Raw genomic sequence first — 15,790 nt, 5'->3', positions numbered from 1 at the left:
TTAAGCCTTTAGGCTGTATTTGGATGATATAGCAGACAAATCATCATTTTCAATAAGCTCAAGCAAAGCTTTTTTTGTATGCTCTAAAACTTTGCTTAAGGTTATTTCTTCTTCGGGTTTAAATTTACCTAAAACATGGGAAATCACATTTTCACCCTTTCCCACTCCTATACGCACTCTTTCATAATCATTTCCACATAAAGTATCTATGCTTTTAAGCCCATTATGTCCACCACTTGAACCGCCTTTTTTAAAGCGCAAGGCTCCTAAATTTATATCTATATCATCATGGATAACTATCATTCTTTCGCATTTATAAAAATCATTCACTGCTTTTACACTAAGTCCTGAATTATTCATATAAGTGCTAGGTTTAAGAAGAAGTAAAGAAGAACCTATTTTAAAAAGTTCTCCTTTAAATTTAGAGTTTGTAAGATTTGTAAAATTGCTTTCTTTTAAAAGCAAGTCAATTAGCATAAAACCGACATTATGACGGGTATTTTCATACTCTACGCCTATATTGCCAAGCCCTACGACTAAAATCATCTAGCTTTTTCTACACCTACAACCGCTACTCTATCAGCATCAATCATAGTTACTCCCGCAGGAACTACAATATCACGAACAAGTAAAGCATCACCCACATCAAGTTTACTTACATCAAGTTCGAAAAAATTTGGTAAATTTTCAGCTGCACATTTTACTTTTAATCTTCTTTTTGATTGGATTAAAACACCTTTATTTTTAAGACCTATAGCTGTTCCTGTGATTTTAACTGGAACCATGTATTTAGAAATCACACCTTTTTGTGCAACTTTTAAATCCACATGTTTAAGTTCTGCAGTTACAGGATCTTTTTGATAATCCACAACTACAACACTTAAAGTTTGAGAACCTACTTTTACATCAAAAATTAAAGTAGTTTTTTTACGAACTTCTTTAATAAACTCATTTACTTTAAAAGCGGCATTGATATTTTCTAATCCTTTTCCATAGATGTTTGCGATTAGATAACCATCTCTTTTTAAAGCTTTAGCAGCTTTTCTACCGATACTCTCTCTAACGATACCTTCTAACATCTTTTGTCCTTTCTTAAAAAATGAGCTTTGATTATATCTAATTTTGGCTTATGGAAAAGTAAATTTATAGCTTCTTTTAATTTCTTTAAGATATAATTTGTTTTACAAATATTATGTTAATTTAAGGCTTCATGTGAATGAAAAATTCAATATCAATATAGCTTGGTTTTTAATAATCTTAGGTGGGATTATAGAATGCTTTTGGGTAAGCGGACTTAAATATTCTACAGAAATTTGGCATTATATTTTAACAGCCATTGGAGTTTGTATTTCTTTTACTTGTTTTTTAAAAGCTTGTGAAAGACTTGAAGTAAGCATTACTTATAGTGTTTTTGTAGGCATTGGCACTATAGGAGTGGTTTTAAATGAAATGTTTATTTTTAACGAGGCTGTTTCTGTAATTAAACTTGTGCTTATAGCGATTTTACTTTTAAGCATTATAGCCCTTAAACGGGTAAGCAAGGAAGCTTAGTTATGGAATGGTTTTATTTGTTTTTAGCTACTGCTTGTGAAATTTTTGGTGTGGTGATCATGAAAGAACTTGTAAGCACTAAAAACAAGCTTTACCTTTTGGCTTTGATAGTGTGTTTTGGATTTTCTTTTACTTTTTTAAGTTTAAGTATGCAAAATATCGCTATGAGTGTTGCTTATGCTATATGGACAGGAGCTGGAACCGCTGGTGGGGTAATGATAGGAGTGCTTTTTTATAAAGAAAGTAAAAGTTTTTTAAAACTTTTTTTAATCACTGTGATTATTGCTTGTACAGTGGGTTTAAAATTTCTTTCTTAAGGATTTTTTGTGCAAATTTATGTAAGTGGAATACATACTGATGTAGGAAAAACACATTTTAGTGCAGCTTTTTGTGCGAATTTTAACTATGATTATTTTAAACTCATTCAAGCAGGAACTCCAACAGATAGCGAGTTTATTGCAAAATTTAGCCCAAAAACAAAGATTTTTAAAGAGGGTGTTTTTTTACAAACTCCTGCTTCTCCTCATCTTGGAAAAATCAAAGAAAAGCTTGATTATAAAGCCTTAGATATCATTTTACCAAAAAGTAAGAACCTACTTATTGAGCTTGCGGGTGGGCTTTTTTCTCCTATGGATGAAAATTACACTATGATTGATTTTATGAATATTTTTAAACACCCTACGATTTTAGTAGCAAAATACTATCTTGGAAGTATTAATCATATCTTGCTTAGCATTGAAGCTTTAAAGCAAAGAAATATCAATCTTTTAGCCCTTATAATGATGGGCAAAAAAGATACCTTGCAAGATGATTTTATAAAAAATTATGCAAAAATTCCTATAATCAATCTTGATTTTTTTGATGAAAATAGTATTTTAAATAAAGATTTTAAGGAACAAATGCAAGAAATTTTACAACTTAAAATTCCTTAAAAATCTGCTCTAAACTTTCCACCACATAAACGATTTGTTCTTTTGTGATGATGTAAGGAGGCATAAAATATATAGTGTTTGCTAAAGGTCTTAAAAGCAAGCCTTTTTCTAAGGCTTTTTGAAATACAAAAAGTCCCACGCGTTCGTGTTTATGGCTTAAAATGTCAAAAGCACTAATCATTCCGCAAGTTCTAAAATTTCCTAAAAAATCAAATTTTTTAAGTTTTGAAAATTCTTGCTGGATAAAGGCGCTTAAAATTTGATTTTTTTCTAAAATATTTTCATTTTCAAAGATATCTAAAACCGCATTAGCTGCTGCACAAGCTAGAGTGTTTCCTGTGTAGCTATGAGAGTGTAAAAAGGCTTTTTGTTCGCTATAAGGTGCATAAAAGGTATTATAAATTTCATCCTTTGTAAGTACCACAGAAAGTGGCATAAATCCACCCGTTATCCCTTTTGAAAGGCAGATAAAATCGGGGCTTTGTTTGCATTGATGTAAGGCAAACAAAGTTCCTGTGCGTCCAAAACCCACTGCAATTTCATCAAAAATCACTTGCACATTAAAATCATGGCAAAGTTTGATCGCTTCATCAATAAAACCAGCTTCATACATGTGCATATTTCCCGCACATTGCACCAAGGGTTCAAGTATAAAAGCGCAAATTTCACTCGAGTGTTTTTCTAAAATATCTTTTAAAATTTCAAGCTCTTTAGTATAGTCTTTACCTTGTGGCACAGGAGTGCTTAAACACTCTAAAAGCAAGGCTTTGTAAGTATCTTTATAAAGCGCAACATCGCCCACACTTAAAGCCCCTAAGGTTTCGCCATGATAGGAATTGCTTAAAGATAAAAATTTATTTTTTTTCAAACCTTTATTTAAATGATAATGAAAACTCATTTTAAGCGCTACTTCAATGGCACTTGATCCATTATCCGCATAAAAACATTTATTAAAATCATGCCCCACTTTTTCACAAAGTCTAGCCGAAAATTTGATGATAGGCTCATGTGTAAAACCTGCTAAAATCACATGCTCAAGCTCATCAACTTGTTTTTTGATGGCATTTGCGATTTTTTCATTACAATGACCAAAAAGATTTACCCACCAAGAACTCACACAATCCATATAAGCCTTATCATCAAAATCATAAAGCCACACGCCTTTTGCTTTTTTTATAGGGATTAAAGGCAGGGTTTCGTGATCTTTCATTTGTGTGCAAGGGTGCCAAATGTGTTTTAAATCGAGATTTTTTAAGATTTGATTTTGCATTATAACTTCTTTTTTAAAAATATTTTGGCAAAATAATACTTTAAATTTTTAAATTTACAGGAAAAAAATGAAGCTTGAAAAAATTTTGCAAGATCTAGAGCAAAATCACAATCTAAGAACTCTAACACCTTTAAAACATGAAAATAAATTTGTTTATAAGCAAGATCGCAAACTTTTAAATTTAGCAGGAAATGATTATCTTTATTTGGCGTCTTCTAAAGAGTTAAAAGCTGAGTTTTTAAACACCCTAAAAGAGCAAGATTTGTTTTTTTCAAGTTCGAGTTCAAGAAGTTTGAGTGGAAATTTTGAAATTTATGAAGAATTAGAAAGTTTTTTAAAGGCTAAATTTAAAGATAAGGAAATTTTGCATTTTAATAGTGGCTATCATTTAAATATCTCTTGTATAGCAGCACTTTCTAGCGTTTCTAAGACGCTTTTTTTAGCCGATAAATTTATTCATGCAAGTATGATTGATGGCTTAAGACTTGGCGGGGTTGATTTTTTTCGTTTTCATCATAAAGACATGAATCATTTAGAGAGTTTAATCCAAAAACATTATGAAAATTATGAAAATATCATCGTTTTAAGCGAAGCTTTGTTTAGTATGGATGGAGATTTTAGCGATTTTAAAACTTTGTGTGAGCTTAAAAAGCGTTATGATAAAATCAAGCTTTATATAGATGAAGCACACAGCGTGGGTTGTTTTGATGAAGAGGGTTTGGGGCTTGTTAAAAAACTAGCCTTAGAAAATGAAGTGGATTTTTTGGTTTTTACCTTTGGAAAAGCCCTTGCTTCCATGGGTGCTTGTATGATATGCGAGGAAAAATATAAAAAATTTTTCATCAACAAAGCTAGAGCTTTTATTTATTCTACAGCTTTGCCACCTATTAATGTAGCTTGGACGCAATTTATTTTTAAAAAAATGCCTTATTTTAAGAAAGAAAGAGAAAAATTAGAGCTTTTAAGCACTTTTTTTAAAAGTAAATTGCAAGAAAAAAATCACACTATTTTGGGCGATGCTTATATTATTTGCTTGCTTTTAGGTGAAAATAAAAAAGCCTTAGAAATTTCACAAAAACTTCAAAAAGCTGGATTTTTTGCTCCCGCGATCAAAGAACCTACCGTGCCAAAAAATACAGCAAGAATTCGTTTTTCTTTACACGCGGGACTTAATATAGAAGAACTTGAAAGGATAATAGAGCTTTTATGAAATATGAATTTTTATGCAAAAATCCTGATTCAAAAAAACTTATAGTGGCATTTGGAGGGTTTGCTTCACATCCTAGTCATTTTTCGCATTTAAAAAGCGATAAAAATGTGATTTTATTTTATGATTATGAAAATTTTGATTTAAATTTTAATTTCAAAGCTTTTGATGAACTTTTTTTAATCGCTTTTTCTATGGGAGTTTGTGTGGCAAATAGACTTTTAAAAGAGCTTAATTTTAAACAAAAAATAGCCATAAATGGCACAAATTTAGGCATAGATAAATCAAAAGGAATTCATCCTACAATTTTTAAAAAAACCCTGCAAAATTTTAAATTAGAACACTTTAAAGAGGCTTTATTTAAAGAACGCAAAAGCTTAGCCAAAGATTTTATTTTTAAAGATGAAAAAGCTTTGAAAATAGAGCTTGAAAAACTTTTTGACTTTGCTTTAACAAAACAAGAAGAAAATTTACTTTGGGATAAGGTTTATTCAAGTAAAGAAGATGAAATTTTTCCACCAAATGCCTTGAAAAATAGTTTTAAAAATTTGATTTTTTTAGATGAACCACATTTTGCTTTTTTTGATTTTAAAACTTGGGATGAAATTTGAATTTTTTAAAAGCAAAAGATTATGAAAAACATGCAAAAGTGCAAGATTTCATGGGTTTAAAACTTTGTGAAATTTTAAAAGATTTAAAAATTTCACATTTTGAAAAAGTGTTTGAATTTGGTTGTGGTAGGGGTGAATTGAGCAAAAAACTTCAAAATTTCATTACTTTTGATGAGTATGTTAAAAATGATATTTTAGATTTTAAAGAAAATTCTAATATTTTAATTTTTGATATGAACGAAATTGCAAAACAAGATTTAAGTAAAGAGAAATTTGATCTTATTGTTTCAAATGCAACTTTGCAATGGCTTGATTTAAAACGCATTTTACCAAGTCTTAGGGATATGCTAAATCAAAATGGGATTTTACTTCTTTCTACTTTTGCAGAACAAAATTTAAAAGAAATCAAACAAAGCACGGGTTTTGGTTTAAATTATTTTAGTTTAAATGAATTAGAGCAAATTTTTAAAGTCTATTTTGATGAAGTAAAAATCACTCAAGAACTCATAAAATTAAGCTTTGATAATGCTTTAGATGTTTTTAGGCATTTAAAATTAAGCGGTGTAAATTCTTTAGGATTTTATCCTTTAAATAAAAGTTTTTTAAAAGAATTTGAAGAAAAATTTCAAAACAAACTTACTTATCATCCTGTATTTATTTTATGCAAAAATGATATAAAATGAATTTTTTGTGTTATAATCCAAAAATTAAATTTTTACACAAGGAAAACTAAATGAAAAAGTTTGTAGTATTTTTTGGGATTTTGCTTTTTGTTTCGTGTTTAAATGCGCAAAATTTAAGTATTTTTGTAGCTTCTTCAGCTTCAAAGGCGATGAGTGAAGTTAAAGATGAGTTTTTGAAAACACATCCAGAAGATAAAATAGAATTGGTTTTTGGTGCTTCTGGAAAATATTATGAGCTTTTAAAACAAGGAAGAGAATTTGATCTCTTTTTTTCAGCGGATACTAAATATGCTAAGGCTATTTATGATGATAAAAATGCTTTAATAAAGCCAAAAATTTATGTTTTGGGAGTTTTAGCTTTGTATAGTTTGGATGAAAATTTACTCCAAGGAGGCATTGAAAATTTAAAAGAAAAGGCAGGTAAAATCACGCATCTAAGCATAGCCAATCCTAAAGTAGCTCCTTATGGAGTAGCGGCTAAAGAAGTGCTTGAAAATTTGGATTTAAATGAGCTTTTTAAGGATAAAATCGTTTTAGGCGAAAATATCTCAGTGCCTGTTTTACATGTGGATAGTAAAAATGCAGATATAGCTATAGTGGCTTATTCTTTAGTTTCTCCTATCAATCATCCTAAGGGTAAGGCTATTATAATTGATACAAAGTATTTTAGCCCTTTAGAGCAAAGTTATGTTATCACAAAATACGCTAAGGATAAAAAATTAGCCTTTGAATTTAGCGAATTTATTGGCTCTTCAAAAGCAAAAGAAATTTTCAAAAAATACGGATTTAGCACACCATGAACCTTATAAAAGGACAAATTTGTGAGCTTTTAAATCAAGAGGATATAGTTATTGTTAAAATACTTTCCAAAGAAGTGATTTTTAGTGTTTTAATGCTTGAATTAAAATCCTTAGAAAATTTAAAAATTGGTGCGAGTGTAGAACTTCTTTTTAAAGAGCATGAGCTTTGCTTTAGTACAAGTAAAACTCTTTTAAGTGTTGAAAATTCTTTTTTAGCTAAAATTACAAAAATTAAAAAAGGCGAACTTTTGTATCAGGTATTTTTTGATTTTAAAGGTAATGAGCTTTCTAGCATCATCACCAAAGAAAAAGCCTTAGAACTTGAACTTTGTGAAAATCAAGAATGGCTTTGTTTTGTAAAAGCAAATGATATTGTATTAAGGAGTCATAGTGCTTGATCCAGATTTTTTACAAACCCTTTATCTTACTTTTAAACTTGCTTTTATCACGACTTTTATTCTTTTTTTTATTGGTGTATTTTTAGCTTATTTGTTAAGTTTTGTGCGTTTTCCTTTTAAAACAATCCTTCAAAGCTTTATTTCTTTGCCTTTGATTTTACCTCCTAGTGTTTTGGGATTTTATTTGCTTGTAACTTTTTCGGCTAATAGTTTTTTAGGGCAAGTTTTAAAAGAATATTTTAATCTTTCTTTGGTTTTTACTTTTGAAGGTCTTGTTTTTGCTTCTTTGATTTTTTCTTTGCCTTTTATGGTAAATCCTTTGCAAAGTGCCTTTTCATCGATCAATCCAAATTTACTCGATGCTTCTTATAGTTTAGGTAAAAGTAAAATTTACACTCTTTTTAGAGTGATTTTGCCTAATTCTAAAGCAGGAATTTTTAGTGCTTGTGCGATGAGTTTTGCCCATACTGTGGGTGAATTTGGAGTCGTGATGATGATAGGAGGACATAAACAAGGTGAAACTTTAGTAGCTAGTATAGCTATTTATGATGAACTTGAAATCTTAAACTATAGCTTGGCACATCAATATGCTTTTATATTGTTTATTTTTTCTTTTTTAGTGCTTTTTAGTCTTTATTTTGTCAATAAAAAAATGAGTTTTCAATGATAAAAATTGATATCAATCATCCTATGAATACCGCCAAAGGAAGGCTGGATTTAAATTTTAAAAAAGATATAGAATCAGGAAAAATTACTGCACTTTTTGGCGAAAGTGGAACAGGAAAAACCACTCTTTTAAAAATCATAGCAGGACTTATAGAGCCTAAATTTGGGCGTATAGAAGTAGATAATGAACTTTGGTTTGATTCTTCAAAAAATTTTAGTTTAGCTTTGCAAAAAAGAAAAATTGGTTTTGTTTTTCAAGATTATGCGCTTTTTCCAAATATGAATGTAAAAGAAAATATCGCCTATGCCGCTAGTTCTAAGGCAAAGGTTGATGAGCTTTTAGCCTTAATGGGACTTGAAAATTTGGCTAAAATTTATCCTAAACATTTAAGCGGAGGACAAGCACAAAGAGTAGCCTTAGCAAGAACTTTGGTAAGGGAGCCAAAAATTTTGCTTTTAGATGAGCCTTTGAGCGCTTTGGATTTTAAAATGCGCGCCAATTTACAAGATGAATTGGCTAAAATTTTAGAGTATTTTAAGATAAGCACTTTATTGGTAAGTCATGATTTGGCTGAAATTTATAAGTTAAGTCATAGAATTTTAGAACTTAAAAATGGAAAAATCATTAAGGATTTTCCTAAAAATGAATTTTTTACTCATTCAAGTATTAGTGCAAAATTGCGTTTGAGTGCAACTTTGCTAGAAATTAAAAAAAGTGATATTTTAGTGGTTTTAACCTTGCTTTTAAATCAAGATATTATTAAAATCACTCTTAGTGAAGAGGAATTTTTAAAAGCTTATCAAGATATAAAAATAGGCGATACTCTCATACTTTCAGTAAAAGCTTTTAATCCTATTATTGTTGGAAAAATTTAAGGCATTAAGTCTTTGATGTCTATACCAAATTCTTTAGAAATTTGATAAAGATGAGCAAGATTATAATTTGCTCCATGTTTTCTAGTTTCTATTTTTGCAATATAATTTGGTGATTTATGTCCTAAAATGCTAGCAAGCATTAGCTGAGATATTTTTCGCTTTTTTCTTTCTTTTTTAACTTTTTCTACAATTTTATTAAAAAAAATATCTAATTCTTGTTCCAATTTGAATACCTAAATTGTTATTTTTAGAATGATAAAAAAGCAAGTGTAAAATAACAAACACTTATAAGTGTTTGTTAAGCTTTAAGTCTTTATAATTGATTTTTCATTTTTTAAAAAGGAGTTAATTGTGAAAAAAATATTTTTATTTTGCATTTTTTACACTACTGTTATATTTGCAAATCCCATGCCTTTTGGCTTAGAACTTGGTAAAGCTAATTTCGATGAAGTTGTAAAAAAATATCCGAACTTTTCAAATGCTGGTACTAGTATTTACACAGGGGGTAAGATTATTGAAGTAAGTTCAAGTGATTTTGAGCTTGAGGGTTTAAAAGATAAAGTTCTTTTTATTTTTGATAAAGAAAATAGATTAACACTAGTGCAATTAAAATTTCATAAAGATCGTTTTAATGATATTTTATCTTCGCTTTCAAAATATAAAATTATCAAAAAAGAAGTACCTTATGTAGGTAATCGTTATGTAAAATTACAGGATGGAGATTGTAAAATAGAACTTTAATCACCTCATTTAAGTTTTGAGATGTATTTAACTTATAAAACTAATCAATTTGAAAAACTTTATAAAGACTATATCAAAAAAGAAGAACAAGAACGCAAAAATAAACAAAATTCTATACTTTAAGGAGAAATCATGAAAAAATCAATTTTTAAAATCACATTAAGTAGTGTTTTGGCAGCTAGTTTACTCACAGGTTGTTTAACAACTACTTTACAAACTAATGCAACAATGAGTCAAAGTATTTTTCTTGATCCTGTGGCTAAGGAAAAAAGAATTGTATTTTTAAATATCAAAAATACAAGCGGACATGATGTAAATTTAGAACCTAAATTAAGAAGTGCTTTGGAAGCTAAAGGATATAAAGTTATAGATGATCCTGATAAAGCAAATTATATTTTAAGTACTAATATTTTATATTGTGATAAAAAACAAGAAAATAATGCTGTAGGCGGTGCTGTTGCAGGAGGTGCTACGGGTGTGGCAGTTAGTGGCTATAATGGCGGCGGTGCAGGAGGTATGGTTGCTGCAGGTGCTGCAGGTGCTTTAGTAGGAGGACTTTTAGGAAAACTTACCGAAGATACAATTTGGCAAATGCAAGTAGATATTAATATCAAGCAAAAAGCTGATGGTAAAGTTTTAACTTCTAGTGGTAATGTTAGCGGACAAGCTAGCGTAAGAGATTCCCAAAGCTCAGGCTTTTTAAATAGCTTTGGTGGAAATGTTCGCAGTGATAAAGTAGGACATTTAAATTCAAATCAAATCAATAATACACAACAAACTTATGAAGGCAAATATATAGAAAAAAATACTATTATTTTTGCAGAAGCTGTGAAAACAGGACTTAAACTTCCTGAAGCTACGCCTATTTTAGAAGATAAAATTGCAAATCAGATTGCAGGATTATTTTAATTTGTTATGATTGCTAGATATTTTTCTAGCAATTCTTCTCTTATTTTAATATTTTTAATGTCCTTTATATCAACATTTAAAGCAAAAGATAAAATTTTGTTTTCAGTCTTTACAAATCCAACAATCCAAGCTAAATTGATATTATCATTAAAACCTGTTTTAGCATAAATTTTTTGGATTTTATCTTCCTTAAAAAGAATAATTTCTTTAACTTCTTCTTGAATTTTTTTAGAAAAAGGTAAAGAATTTTGCGAAAGTTTAAAAAGTAAATCAGCTTGATTTTTTGCAGAAATTTGTAAAGAATTATCGAGCCAAAAGGTATCGATTTTTGAAATTTTTGCATTTCCATAAGAAAGTTTATTTAAGCTTTCTTGCATGGTTTTAAGTCCTATTTTTCTTGCCAATTCTTTAAAAGCAGGCACTTGAGAGCGTTTTATAGCTGAGCTTAAACTAGCATCTTGTTTCCAAGAGGGCAAAAATACTTTTTCGCCCTTATAATGATAAAAAATTTCCTTTGTATCTCTAACTACACCATTATCAAGTGCAATTAAAGCATTAAAAATTTTAAAAGTTGAAGCAGGAGAAAAGGCTTGTTTAGCTCTTTTAAAATCATTACTTGCATAATTTTTTCCATCAAAGACTATAAAAGTCCCACTTGTATTACAATCTTTAAAAAAATTACCAAGTATTTTATCCTCTCCAATGGCTATATTCAAAAACAATATAAATACAATAAAATTTCTCATTGCTCTTTATATTTTGATAAGACTTTTCTCATTGCTAAACTTGCTAAAGCCAAACCAAAAGAAGCTGTCACACCCATAAAAGAACCTAAATCTTTACAATGTGCTTCTTCATCAGAAAATACCACATCAAAATTTCCCTTAAAGCCTGATTTTCTAAGTTCATAACGAAATTTTTTTGCTAAAGCATCACCATGAGTTTTAAAAATACTTGTAGTTTTAATGCGTGTTGGATCAAGCTTTCTAGCTCCACCTGTTGAAGAGATAAAAATTTGTTTTTTAAAATCTATAAGATGAGCTAAAGCTACTTTTGCAGGGATATCATCAATGGCATCTATGATAAGATCAAACTCACTTAAATCAAAATTTTTTAAAAAATTTTCATCGATTTTGCTGATTATACCTTTAGCCTTATAAATTCTTTCAAATACTTTAGCTTTTTCTTCACCTATATTTTCGCTATGAATTTGACGATTTTGATTGGTGATTTCAAATTTATCCGCATCGATTAAAGTAAGGTTTTTAAAACCACTACGATAAAGCGCATCAACGCAAATTCCACCCACTCCACCAAGTCCGCAAACCAAAACTTTTGTTTGTGAAATTTTTTGAAATTTTTCTTCTCCAACTAGCCATTTTATACGTGTAAATCTATCATTCATCATTTGCCTTTAACCATTTTTTAACTTTTTTCATTCTTTTATAAGCTGTAAGATCTAGCATTATAGGGGTTATTGTAGCGTAGCCTTTTTTAAGTAGGGCAATATCGCTATTTTTCTCATCTTCAAAATCTAAATTCGCCGCTGCAAGCCAATAGTACTCCACTCCTCGTGGATTGACGTTTGAGTGGGCTTCAAAATTATAAACCCTTTTGCCCGCTTTACAAATTTTAATGCCTTTGATTTTTGATTTTGCAGGAAAATTGATATTTAAAAATTCTTTTTTTTCCAAAGGAAAACCTTTATCAAAAATGTTTTGAATGATTTTTTTGGTAATTTTTAAAGCATTTTTATAGTCTAGTTCTTTTTCACTTTTTTTATAAAATTGAGAAAGAGCGATAGCGGGAATTCCTTGCAAAACTGCTTCCATAGCTCCTGCACAAGTTCCTGAGTAGGTAATATCTTCGCCTACATTTGCTCCTTTGTTAATCCCACTGATTACAAGATCGGGCAAGCGTGTTTTATAAAGTGCGTGAAGTGCAAGATAAACACAATCTGCTGGAGTGCCATCATCAAGTTTGTAAAATCTTTTTCCTACTTTAACAAAACGCAAAGGTTTGGTTAGGGTTATGGAGTGTGAACAAGCTGATTTTTCATTAGCAGGAGCTACTATGGTAATCTTGGCTTTAAATTCTTTTTTTAACATCTTAATGAGTTTTTTAAGTCCTTCGCTTTCATAGCCATCGTCATTAGTGATAAGAATTTCTTTCATTGCTTTTCCTTATTGGATATTTTAACATAAAAAGCTTTAAGAATAAATACAAATAAAGCTATATAGAAATGTTCTTTATAATTAATTCGTTTATTTTCAACTCAATAAAGCAATTCACAATTAACTTAAAATTAACTTAATTTTTATTATTTAGTCCAATCTACACTTTAAAATCACGATTTTAATCGTAACTCTTCTAATGTTCAAATATTTTGAATTCCATACTCATTTATATTTTTATTCTTAAAAACTTAAAATTCCATAGTTTAAATTTTAATAATAAAAAAAGTTTTTTTATTATTAAAATTAACTTTCATTTTGATATTAATATAAAAAATTAAAATTTTATTCTTTTGTAGAAGACAATTATTTAATCTTAAATTATAATTTTTTATACATTTTTAAAATTATATTATTATACTTATCGATATCTTAATTCACTCAAGGAGAAAAAATGCAAAAATTTCATTCTATGATAGTATTAAGCTTATTATTGATATTTTTTATCGGATGCTCTTCTAAAGAGCTTAATCCTCTGGGACGATCTTATGGTGATTTACATGATAGCGATCCACTTAAAATAGGAAAAACACCTACAATACCAGCCAAACAAGAAACTCCTGCTTTAGTTGATAGTTCAGATTCGATACCAAAAGATGTTCCTTTAGAACCACCTGTAATAAAAACAAATACTTTTAAAGGTAATGATTTTATTAAAGGACCTTCGCCTAGAACGCAATCAAACGGAGAATTTAACAATGTTCCTGTATATGAAAACAGAGGATATTTTAGTGACTACATAACCATAATGGGTCCATCAGGAGCAGCTTTAACTGTATGGGCTTTAAGACCAGGAAATTGGATATGGGGTTATACATTATATTCAAGCAGACCTTTTGGCGATGCAAATGTATGGCAGCTTATAGAATTTCCTCAAAATAAAGTTATGATTAAAAATGTCAAAACACTCACATGTCTAAATGCTTATGGCGAAGGGATCGTCCATTACCCTTGCGATCAAAGTAATTACGCTCAATTTTGGACCCTTCTTCCTATGGACAACGGTGCATATCAAATTCAAAATTTAGCGACCAAGCAATGTATTCAAACGCCGATACATGATGTTATGAAAGAATTTAATTTAAGCTATTATAAAATATTTCTCACTGAATGTGTAAAATCAGGAGAAAAAAATTTAGATAGACAGTGGTATATAGCACCTCCTACCTATACCGCTCAAAATCCTTATAGATAATTCAATTGGAGTTGAATATGAAAAAAATATTATTGATTATTTTAAGTATCAATTTGAGTTTTGCTTCTTTAGAAGATTATAATGTTGGAACATGGAATTTGCAAGGTTCTTCAGCATCAACAGAAAGTAAATGGAATATTAGCATTAGACAACTTGTTACAGGAAGCAACCCTATGGATGTTTTAGCCGTCCAAGAAGCAGGAGTTTTACCGTCTACCGCAACGATGACTCAAAGACAAGTCCAACCTGTTGGTGTGGGTATTCCTATTCATGAATACGAATGGAATTTGGGAACTTCATCACGTCCTAATTCAGTATTTATATATTATTCAAGAGTTGATGTAGGAGCAAATAGAGTTAATATGGCAATAGTAAGTAGAAGACAAGCGGATGAAGTAATTGTTTTACCTCCTCCAACCGTTGCTTCAAGACCTATCATAGGAATCCGTATTTGCAATGATGTATTTTTTAACACACATGCTTTAGCAAGAGGTGGAAATGATGCAGGAGCTATAGTTACTGCTGTTGATATGCATTTTAGAAATATGCCTCTGATTAATTGGATGATCTTGGGAGATTTTAATAGAGATCCAAATTCATTAATGTCTTTATTAGATCAAGGATTAAGAAACCGAGTACATTTTGTTTCTCCTGCATCTTATACTCAAGCAAGTGGTGGTGTTCTTGATTACGCTGTTACAGGAAATTCTGATACAACCAGAAGATATACTCCCCCAGCTATACTAGCTATACTAGCTGCTGCTGGACTTAGAACATTTTTAGCTTCAGATCATTTTCCTGTGAATTTTAGAAAATTTTTTTAATATAAGGTGTTGTTATGAAAAAAATTGTTATTTTAATATTGGTTTTATTAAGCTTATCTAAATCTATCGAAGAACCTGGCGATTTATCTGATTTTACACCAATGTTTACTATTAGATCCTTACAGACAGGAATTAGTTTAAGCCCTTTTAGAGAGACTTCAGAAGATTTAAAAGACCAAAATTGGATCTTAAGAGAAATTATACTTAGCGATGAATTAAAACAAAAAGATGAATTAGGAGAATTGTTACGCTTTGGTTATGTGCAATTTGTAAATCCAAACGATGATGATATTTGTTTGGCGATACTAGAAAGTGGTTTTTTTGGAGGGAAATCATGCAAACAAGATTTAAAAGATGGAAAGTTAGAAACTATATTTTCTATTATGCCAACAACTAGCTCAGCAGTTCAAATAAGATCTTTAGTTGAAGGTGGAAGAGAATGTATAAAAATATTTTACAACCCAAATGTTCCAATAGAAAAACGTTTTGGTATACAACCATGTACTTTAGATTCAGCTTTATTTTTAGATTTAAATGAATTAATGTTTTTTACCCCAGCTATTATAGAAGCAACCCCTATTTATTAATTACTTGCAAGCAAGCTAAAATAAAAGCTTGTGAGTAATTAAAATATTTAATAAATCGATGCAATATATGTTTATAAATATTAAGAAAATTTTCAGAAAATACTACTGGAGAAAATAAACCTTCATATACACTTTTAGCGTATATTCTTGCATAACTTCTTTTAATTAAGCCAAAATAAGATAAAATGTTTAAAATATTGATAAGGAAATTTTTTGAAAACCTTTTTAGTTTGTGCTTTAGAGCCTTCAGCAAATTTGCATTTAAAAGAAGTTTTAAAAGCTTATAAAAAAGATTTTGGCGAATTT

Annotated in this window: 23 protein-coding genes; 16 read left to right on the top strand and 7 right to left on the bottom strand. The window is 29.6% G+C overall.

Features of this window, described 5'->3' with window-relative positions; genetic code table 11:
- Both pth and AJ888_RS06650 read right to left on the bottom strand, forming a co-directional pair.
- Positions 1-546 (bottom strand): aminoacyl-tRNA hydrolase, encoded by a 546-nt coding sequence (gene pth, locus AJ888_RS06655; RefSeq protein WP_002854409.1) that lies wholly within the window; start codon positions 544-546, stop codon positions 1-3.
- Positions 543-1,079 carry a 50S ribosomal protein L25/general stress protein Ctc gene (locus AJ888_RS06650; protein WP_002791314.1) on the bottom strand — a complete coding sequence of 179 codons (537 nt, stop codon included), beginning with the start codon at positions 1,077-1,079 and terminating at the stop codon, positions 543-545. Before AJ888_RS06650 ends, pth begins: the two co-directional genes overlap by 4 nt.
- Positions 1,080-1,212: 133 nt before the next feature.
- Between AJ888_RS06650 and AJ888_RS06645 the strand changes: the two genes are divergently transcribed.
- From AJ888_RS06645 to AJ888_RS06635, 3 genes are read left to right on the top strand one after another with little or no spacing between them, the layout of a single operon-like run.
- On the top strand, positions 1,213-1,551 hold the full coding sequence (locus AJ888_RS06645; protein WP_002880510.1) for a DMT family transporter: 339 nt from the start codon (positions 1,213-1,215) through the stop codon (positions 1,549-1,551).
- A gap of 2 nt (positions 1,552-1,553) precedes the next feature.
- Positions 1,554-1,868: a DMT family transporter gene (locus AJ888_RS06640; protein ID WP_002857436.1), complete on the top strand. Its 315-nt coding sequence runs from the start codon at positions 1,554-1,556 to the stop codon at positions 1,866-1,868.
- 9 nt (positions 1,869-1,877) lie between these two features.
- Positions 1,878-2,483: a dethiobiotin synthase gene (locus AJ888_RS06635; protein ID WP_044793922.1), complete on the top strand. Its 606-nt coding sequence runs from the start codon at positions 1,878-1,880 to the stop codon at positions 2,481-2,483.
- Here AJ888_RS06635 and AJ888_RS06630 read toward each other — a convergent pair.
- Positions 2,470-3,753, bottom strand: a complete 1,284-nt coding sequence (locus AJ888_RS06630; RefSeq protein ID WP_044793921.1) for an adenosylmethionine--8-amino-7-oxononanoate transaminase — start codon at positions 3,751-3,753, stop codon at positions 2,470-2,472. The genes AJ888_RS06635 and AJ888_RS06630 overlap by 14 nt on opposite strands.
- A gap of 67 nt (positions 3,754-3,820) precedes the next feature.
- Between AJ888_RS06630 and AJ888_RS06625 the strand changes: the two genes are divergently transcribed.
- Genes AJ888_RS06625 through AJ888_RS06595 form a run of 7 tightly spaced genes read left to right on the top strand, consistent with a single transcriptional unit; the run spans position 3,821 to position 8,994 of the window.
- A complete protein-coding gene (locus AJ888_RS06625) occupies positions 3,821-4,963 on the top strand; it encodes an aminotransferase class I/II-fold pyridoxal phosphate-dependent enzyme (RefSeq protein ID WP_002906398.1) in 1,143 nt (380 codons plus the stop codon).
- The gene (locus tag AJ888_RS06620; protein WP_002898995.1) at positions 4,960-5,571 is read left to right on the top strand and encodes a pimeloyl-ACP methyl esterase BioG family protein; all 612 of its coding nucleotides are present in this window, start codon (positions 4,960-4,962) and stop codon (positions 5,569-5,571) included. Before AJ888_RS06625 ends, AJ888_RS06620 begins: the two co-directional genes overlap by 4 nt.
- Positions 5,568-6,254 carry a malonyl-ACP O-methyltransferase BioC gene (gene bioC / locus AJ888_RS06615; protein WP_044793919.1) on the top strand — a complete coding sequence of 229 codons (687 nt, stop codon included), beginning with the start codon at positions 5,568-5,570 and terminating at the stop codon, positions 6,252-6,254. The genes AJ888_RS06620 and bioC overlap by 4 nt, the downstream gene beginning before the upstream one ends.
- 50 nt (positions 6,255-6,304) lie before the next feature.
- Positions 6,305-7,054: a molybdate ABC transporter substrate-binding protein gene (gene modA / locus AJ888_RS06610; RefSeq protein WP_002861085.1), complete on the top strand. Its 750-nt coding sequence runs from the start codon at positions 6,305-6,307 to the stop codon at positions 7,052-7,054.
- The gene (locus tag AJ888_RS06605; RefSeq protein ID WP_002861084.1) at positions 7,051-7,452 is read left to right on the top strand and encodes a molybdopterin-binding protein; all 402 of its coding nucleotides are present in this window, start codon (positions 7,051-7,053) and stop codon (positions 7,450-7,452) included. Before modA ends, AJ888_RS06605 begins: the two co-directional genes overlap by 4 nt.
- Entirely contained in the window at positions 7,445-8,119 is a 675-nt protein-coding gene (gene modB, locus AJ888_RS06600; RefSeq protein WP_002861083.1) for a molybdate ABC transporter permease subunit, read from the top strand. The genes AJ888_RS06605 and modB overlap by 8 nt, the downstream gene beginning before the upstream one ends.
- Positions 8,116-8,994: a sulfate/molybdate ABC transporter ATP-binding protein gene (locus AJ888_RS06595; RefSeq protein WP_002861082.1), complete on the top strand. Its 879-nt coding sequence runs from the start codon at positions 8,116-8,118 to the stop codon at positions 8,992-8,994. Before modB ends, AJ888_RS06595 begins: the two co-directional genes overlap by 4 nt.
- Here AJ888_RS06595 and AJ888_RS06590 read toward each other — a convergent pair.
- Positions 8,991-9,218: a helix-turn-helix domain-containing protein gene (locus tag AJ888_RS06590; RefSeq protein WP_002870726.1), complete on the bottom strand. Its 228-nt coding sequence runs from the start codon at positions 9,216-9,218 to the stop codon at positions 8,991-8,993. The genes AJ888_RS06595 and AJ888_RS06590 overlap by 4 nt on opposite strands.
- Before the next feature lie 127 nt (positions 9,219-9,345).
- On the opposite strand from AJ888_RS06590, the gene AJ888_RS06585 reads away from it, so the two are divergent.
- Positions 9,346-9,735, top strand: coding sequence for a hypothetical protein (locus tag AJ888_RS06585; RefSeq protein WP_180753238.1), 390 nt, complete (start codon positions 9,346-9,348; stop codon positions 9,733-9,735).
- Positions 9,736-9,867: 132 nt separating this feature from the next.
- Positions 9,868-10,644 carry a complement resistance protein TraT gene (traT, locus tag AJ888_RS06580; protein ID WP_002861079.1) on the top strand — a complete coding sequence of 259 codons (777 nt, stop codon included), beginning with the start codon at positions 9,868-9,870 and terminating at the stop codon, positions 10,642-10,644.
- On the opposite strand, the gene blaOXA is transcribed toward traT, so the two are convergent.
- Genes blaOXA through surE form a run of 3 tightly spaced genes read right to left on the bottom strand, consistent with a single transcriptional unit; the run spans position 10,641 to position 12,818 of the window.
- A complete protein-coding gene (gene blaOXA, locus AJ888_RS06575) occupies positions 10,641-11,390 on the bottom strand; it encodes an OXA-184 family class D beta-lactamase (protein ID WP_002861078.1) in 750 nt (249 codons plus the stop codon). The two genes, traT and blaOXA, sit on opposite strands and share 4 nt — an antisense overlap.
- Positions 11,387-12,052 (bottom strand): ThiF family adenylyltransferase, encoded by a 666-nt coding sequence (locus AJ888_RS06570; RefSeq protein ID WP_079860917.1) that lies wholly within the window; start codon positions 12,050-12,052, stop codon positions 11,387-11,389. The genes blaOXA and AJ888_RS06570 overlap by 4 nt, the downstream gene beginning before the upstream one ends.
- Positions 12,042-12,818: a 5'/3'-nucleotidase SurE gene (surE, locus tag AJ888_RS06565; RefSeq protein WP_002861076.1), complete on the bottom strand. Its 777-nt coding sequence runs from the start codon at positions 12,816-12,818 to the stop codon at positions 12,042-12,044. Before surE ends, AJ888_RS06570 begins: the two co-directional genes overlap by 11 nt.
- A 454-nt stretch (positions 12,819-13,272) precedes the next feature.
- Here surE and AJ888_RS06560 point away from each other — a divergent pair, with 454 nt between their 5' ends.
- The 4 genes from AJ888_RS06560 to AJ888_RS09505 all read left to right on the top strand — a co-directional run.
- On the top strand, positions 13,273-14,073 hold the full coding sequence (locus AJ888_RS06560) for a cytolethal distending toxin subunit A/C (RefSeq protein ID WP_070296208.1): 801 nt from the start codon (positions 13,273-13,275) through the stop codon (positions 14,071-14,073).
- A 17-nt stretch (positions 14,074-14,090) separates the two neighbouring features.
- A complete protein-coding gene (locus tag AJ888_RS06555) occupies positions 14,091-14,897 on the top strand; it encodes a cytolethal distending toxin subunit B family protein (protein ID WP_002861074.1) in 807 nt (268 codons plus the stop codon).
- Positions 14,898-14,911: 14 nt separating this feature from the next.
- Positions 14,912-15,484 carry a cytolethal distending toxin subunit A gene (locus AJ888_RS06550; protein ID WP_002861073.1) on the top strand — a complete coding sequence of 191 codons (573 nt, stop codon included), beginning with the start codon at positions 14,912-14,914 and terminating at the stop codon, positions 15,482-15,484.
- 213 nt (positions 15,485-15,697) lie between these two features.
- The coding region (locus tag AJ888_RS09505; RefSeq protein ID WP_250538648.1) for a hypothetical protein at positions 15,698-15,790 on the top strand (93 nt) is incomplete at its 3' end.

It is taken from the genome of Campylobacter sp. BCW_6467, assembly GCF_001762855.1.
Taxonomy (GTDB): domain Bacteria; phylum Campylobacterota; class Campylobacteria; order Campylobacterales; family Campylobacteraceae; genus Campylobacter_D; species Campylobacter_D jejuni.
This window is presented reverse-complemented; position numbering and strand designations above follow the sequence as displayed.

Excerpts from the sequence above, each read along its gene's own strand:
- AJ888_RS06550 (WP_002861073.1), top strand. The coding sequence starts at position 14,912 with ATGAAAAAAATTGTTATTTTAATATTGGTTTTATTAAGCTTATCTAAA.
- AJ888_RS06595 (WP_002861082.1), top strand. The coding sequence starts at position 8,116 with ATGATAAAAATTGATATCAATCATCCTATGAATACCGCCAAAGGAAGG.
- AJ888_RS06630 (WP_044793921.1), bottom strand. The coding sequence starts at position 3,753 with ATGCAAAATCAAATCTTAAAAAATCTCGATTTAAAACACATTTGGCAC.
- traT (WP_002861079.1), top strand. The coding sequence starts at position 9,868 with ATGAAAAAATCAATTTTTAAAATCACATTAAGTAGTGTTTTGGCAGCT.
- AJ888_RS06605 (WP_002861084.1), top strand. The coding sequence starts at position 7,051 with ATGAACCTTATAAAAGGACAAATTTGTGAGCTTTTAAATCAAGAGGAT.
- AJ888_RS06560 (WP_070296208.1), top strand. The coding sequence starts at position 13,273 with ATGCAAAAATTTCATTCTATGATAGTATTAAGCTTATTATTGATATTT.
- pth (WP_002854409.1), bottom strand. The coding sequence starts at position 546 with ATGATTTTAGTCGTAGGGCTTGGCAATATAGGCGTAGAGTATGAAAAT.
- AJ888_RS06640 (WP_002857436.1), top strand. The coding sequence starts at position 1,554 with ATGGAATGGTTTTATTTGTTTTTAGCTACTGCTTGTGAAATTTTTGGT.
- AJ888_RS06570 (WP_079860917.1), bottom strand. The coding sequence starts at position 12,052 with ATGATGAATGATAGATTTACACGTATAAAATGGCTAGTTGGAGAAGAA.
- AJ888_RS06625 (WP_002906398.1), top strand. The coding sequence starts at position 3,821 with ATGAAGCTTGAAAAAATTTTGCAAGATCTAGAGCAAAATCACAATCTA.
- surE (WP_002861076.1), bottom strand. The coding sequence starts at position 12,818 with ATGAAAGAAATTCTTATCACTAATGACGATGGCTATGAAAGCGAAGGA.
- AJ888_RS06555 (WP_002861074.1), top strand. The coding sequence starts at position 14,091 with ATGAAAAAAATATTATTGATTATTTTAAGTATCAATTTGAGTTTTGCT.
- blaOXA (WP_002861078.1), bottom strand. The coding sequence starts at position 11,390 with ATGAGAAATTTTATTGTATTTATATTGTTTTTGAATATAGCCATTGGA.
- AJ888_RS06620 (WP_002898995.1), top strand. The coding sequence starts at position 4,960 with ATGAAATATGAATTTTTATGCAAAAATCCTGATTCAAAAAAACTTATA.
- modA (WP_002861085.1), top strand. The coding sequence starts at position 6,305 with ATGAAAAAGTTTGTAGTATTTTTTGGGATTTTGCTTTTTGTTTCGTGT.
- AJ888_RS06650 (WP_002791314.1), bottom strand. The coding sequence starts at position 1,079 with ATGTTAGAAGGTATCGTTAGAGAGAGTATCGGTAGAAAAGCTGCTAAA.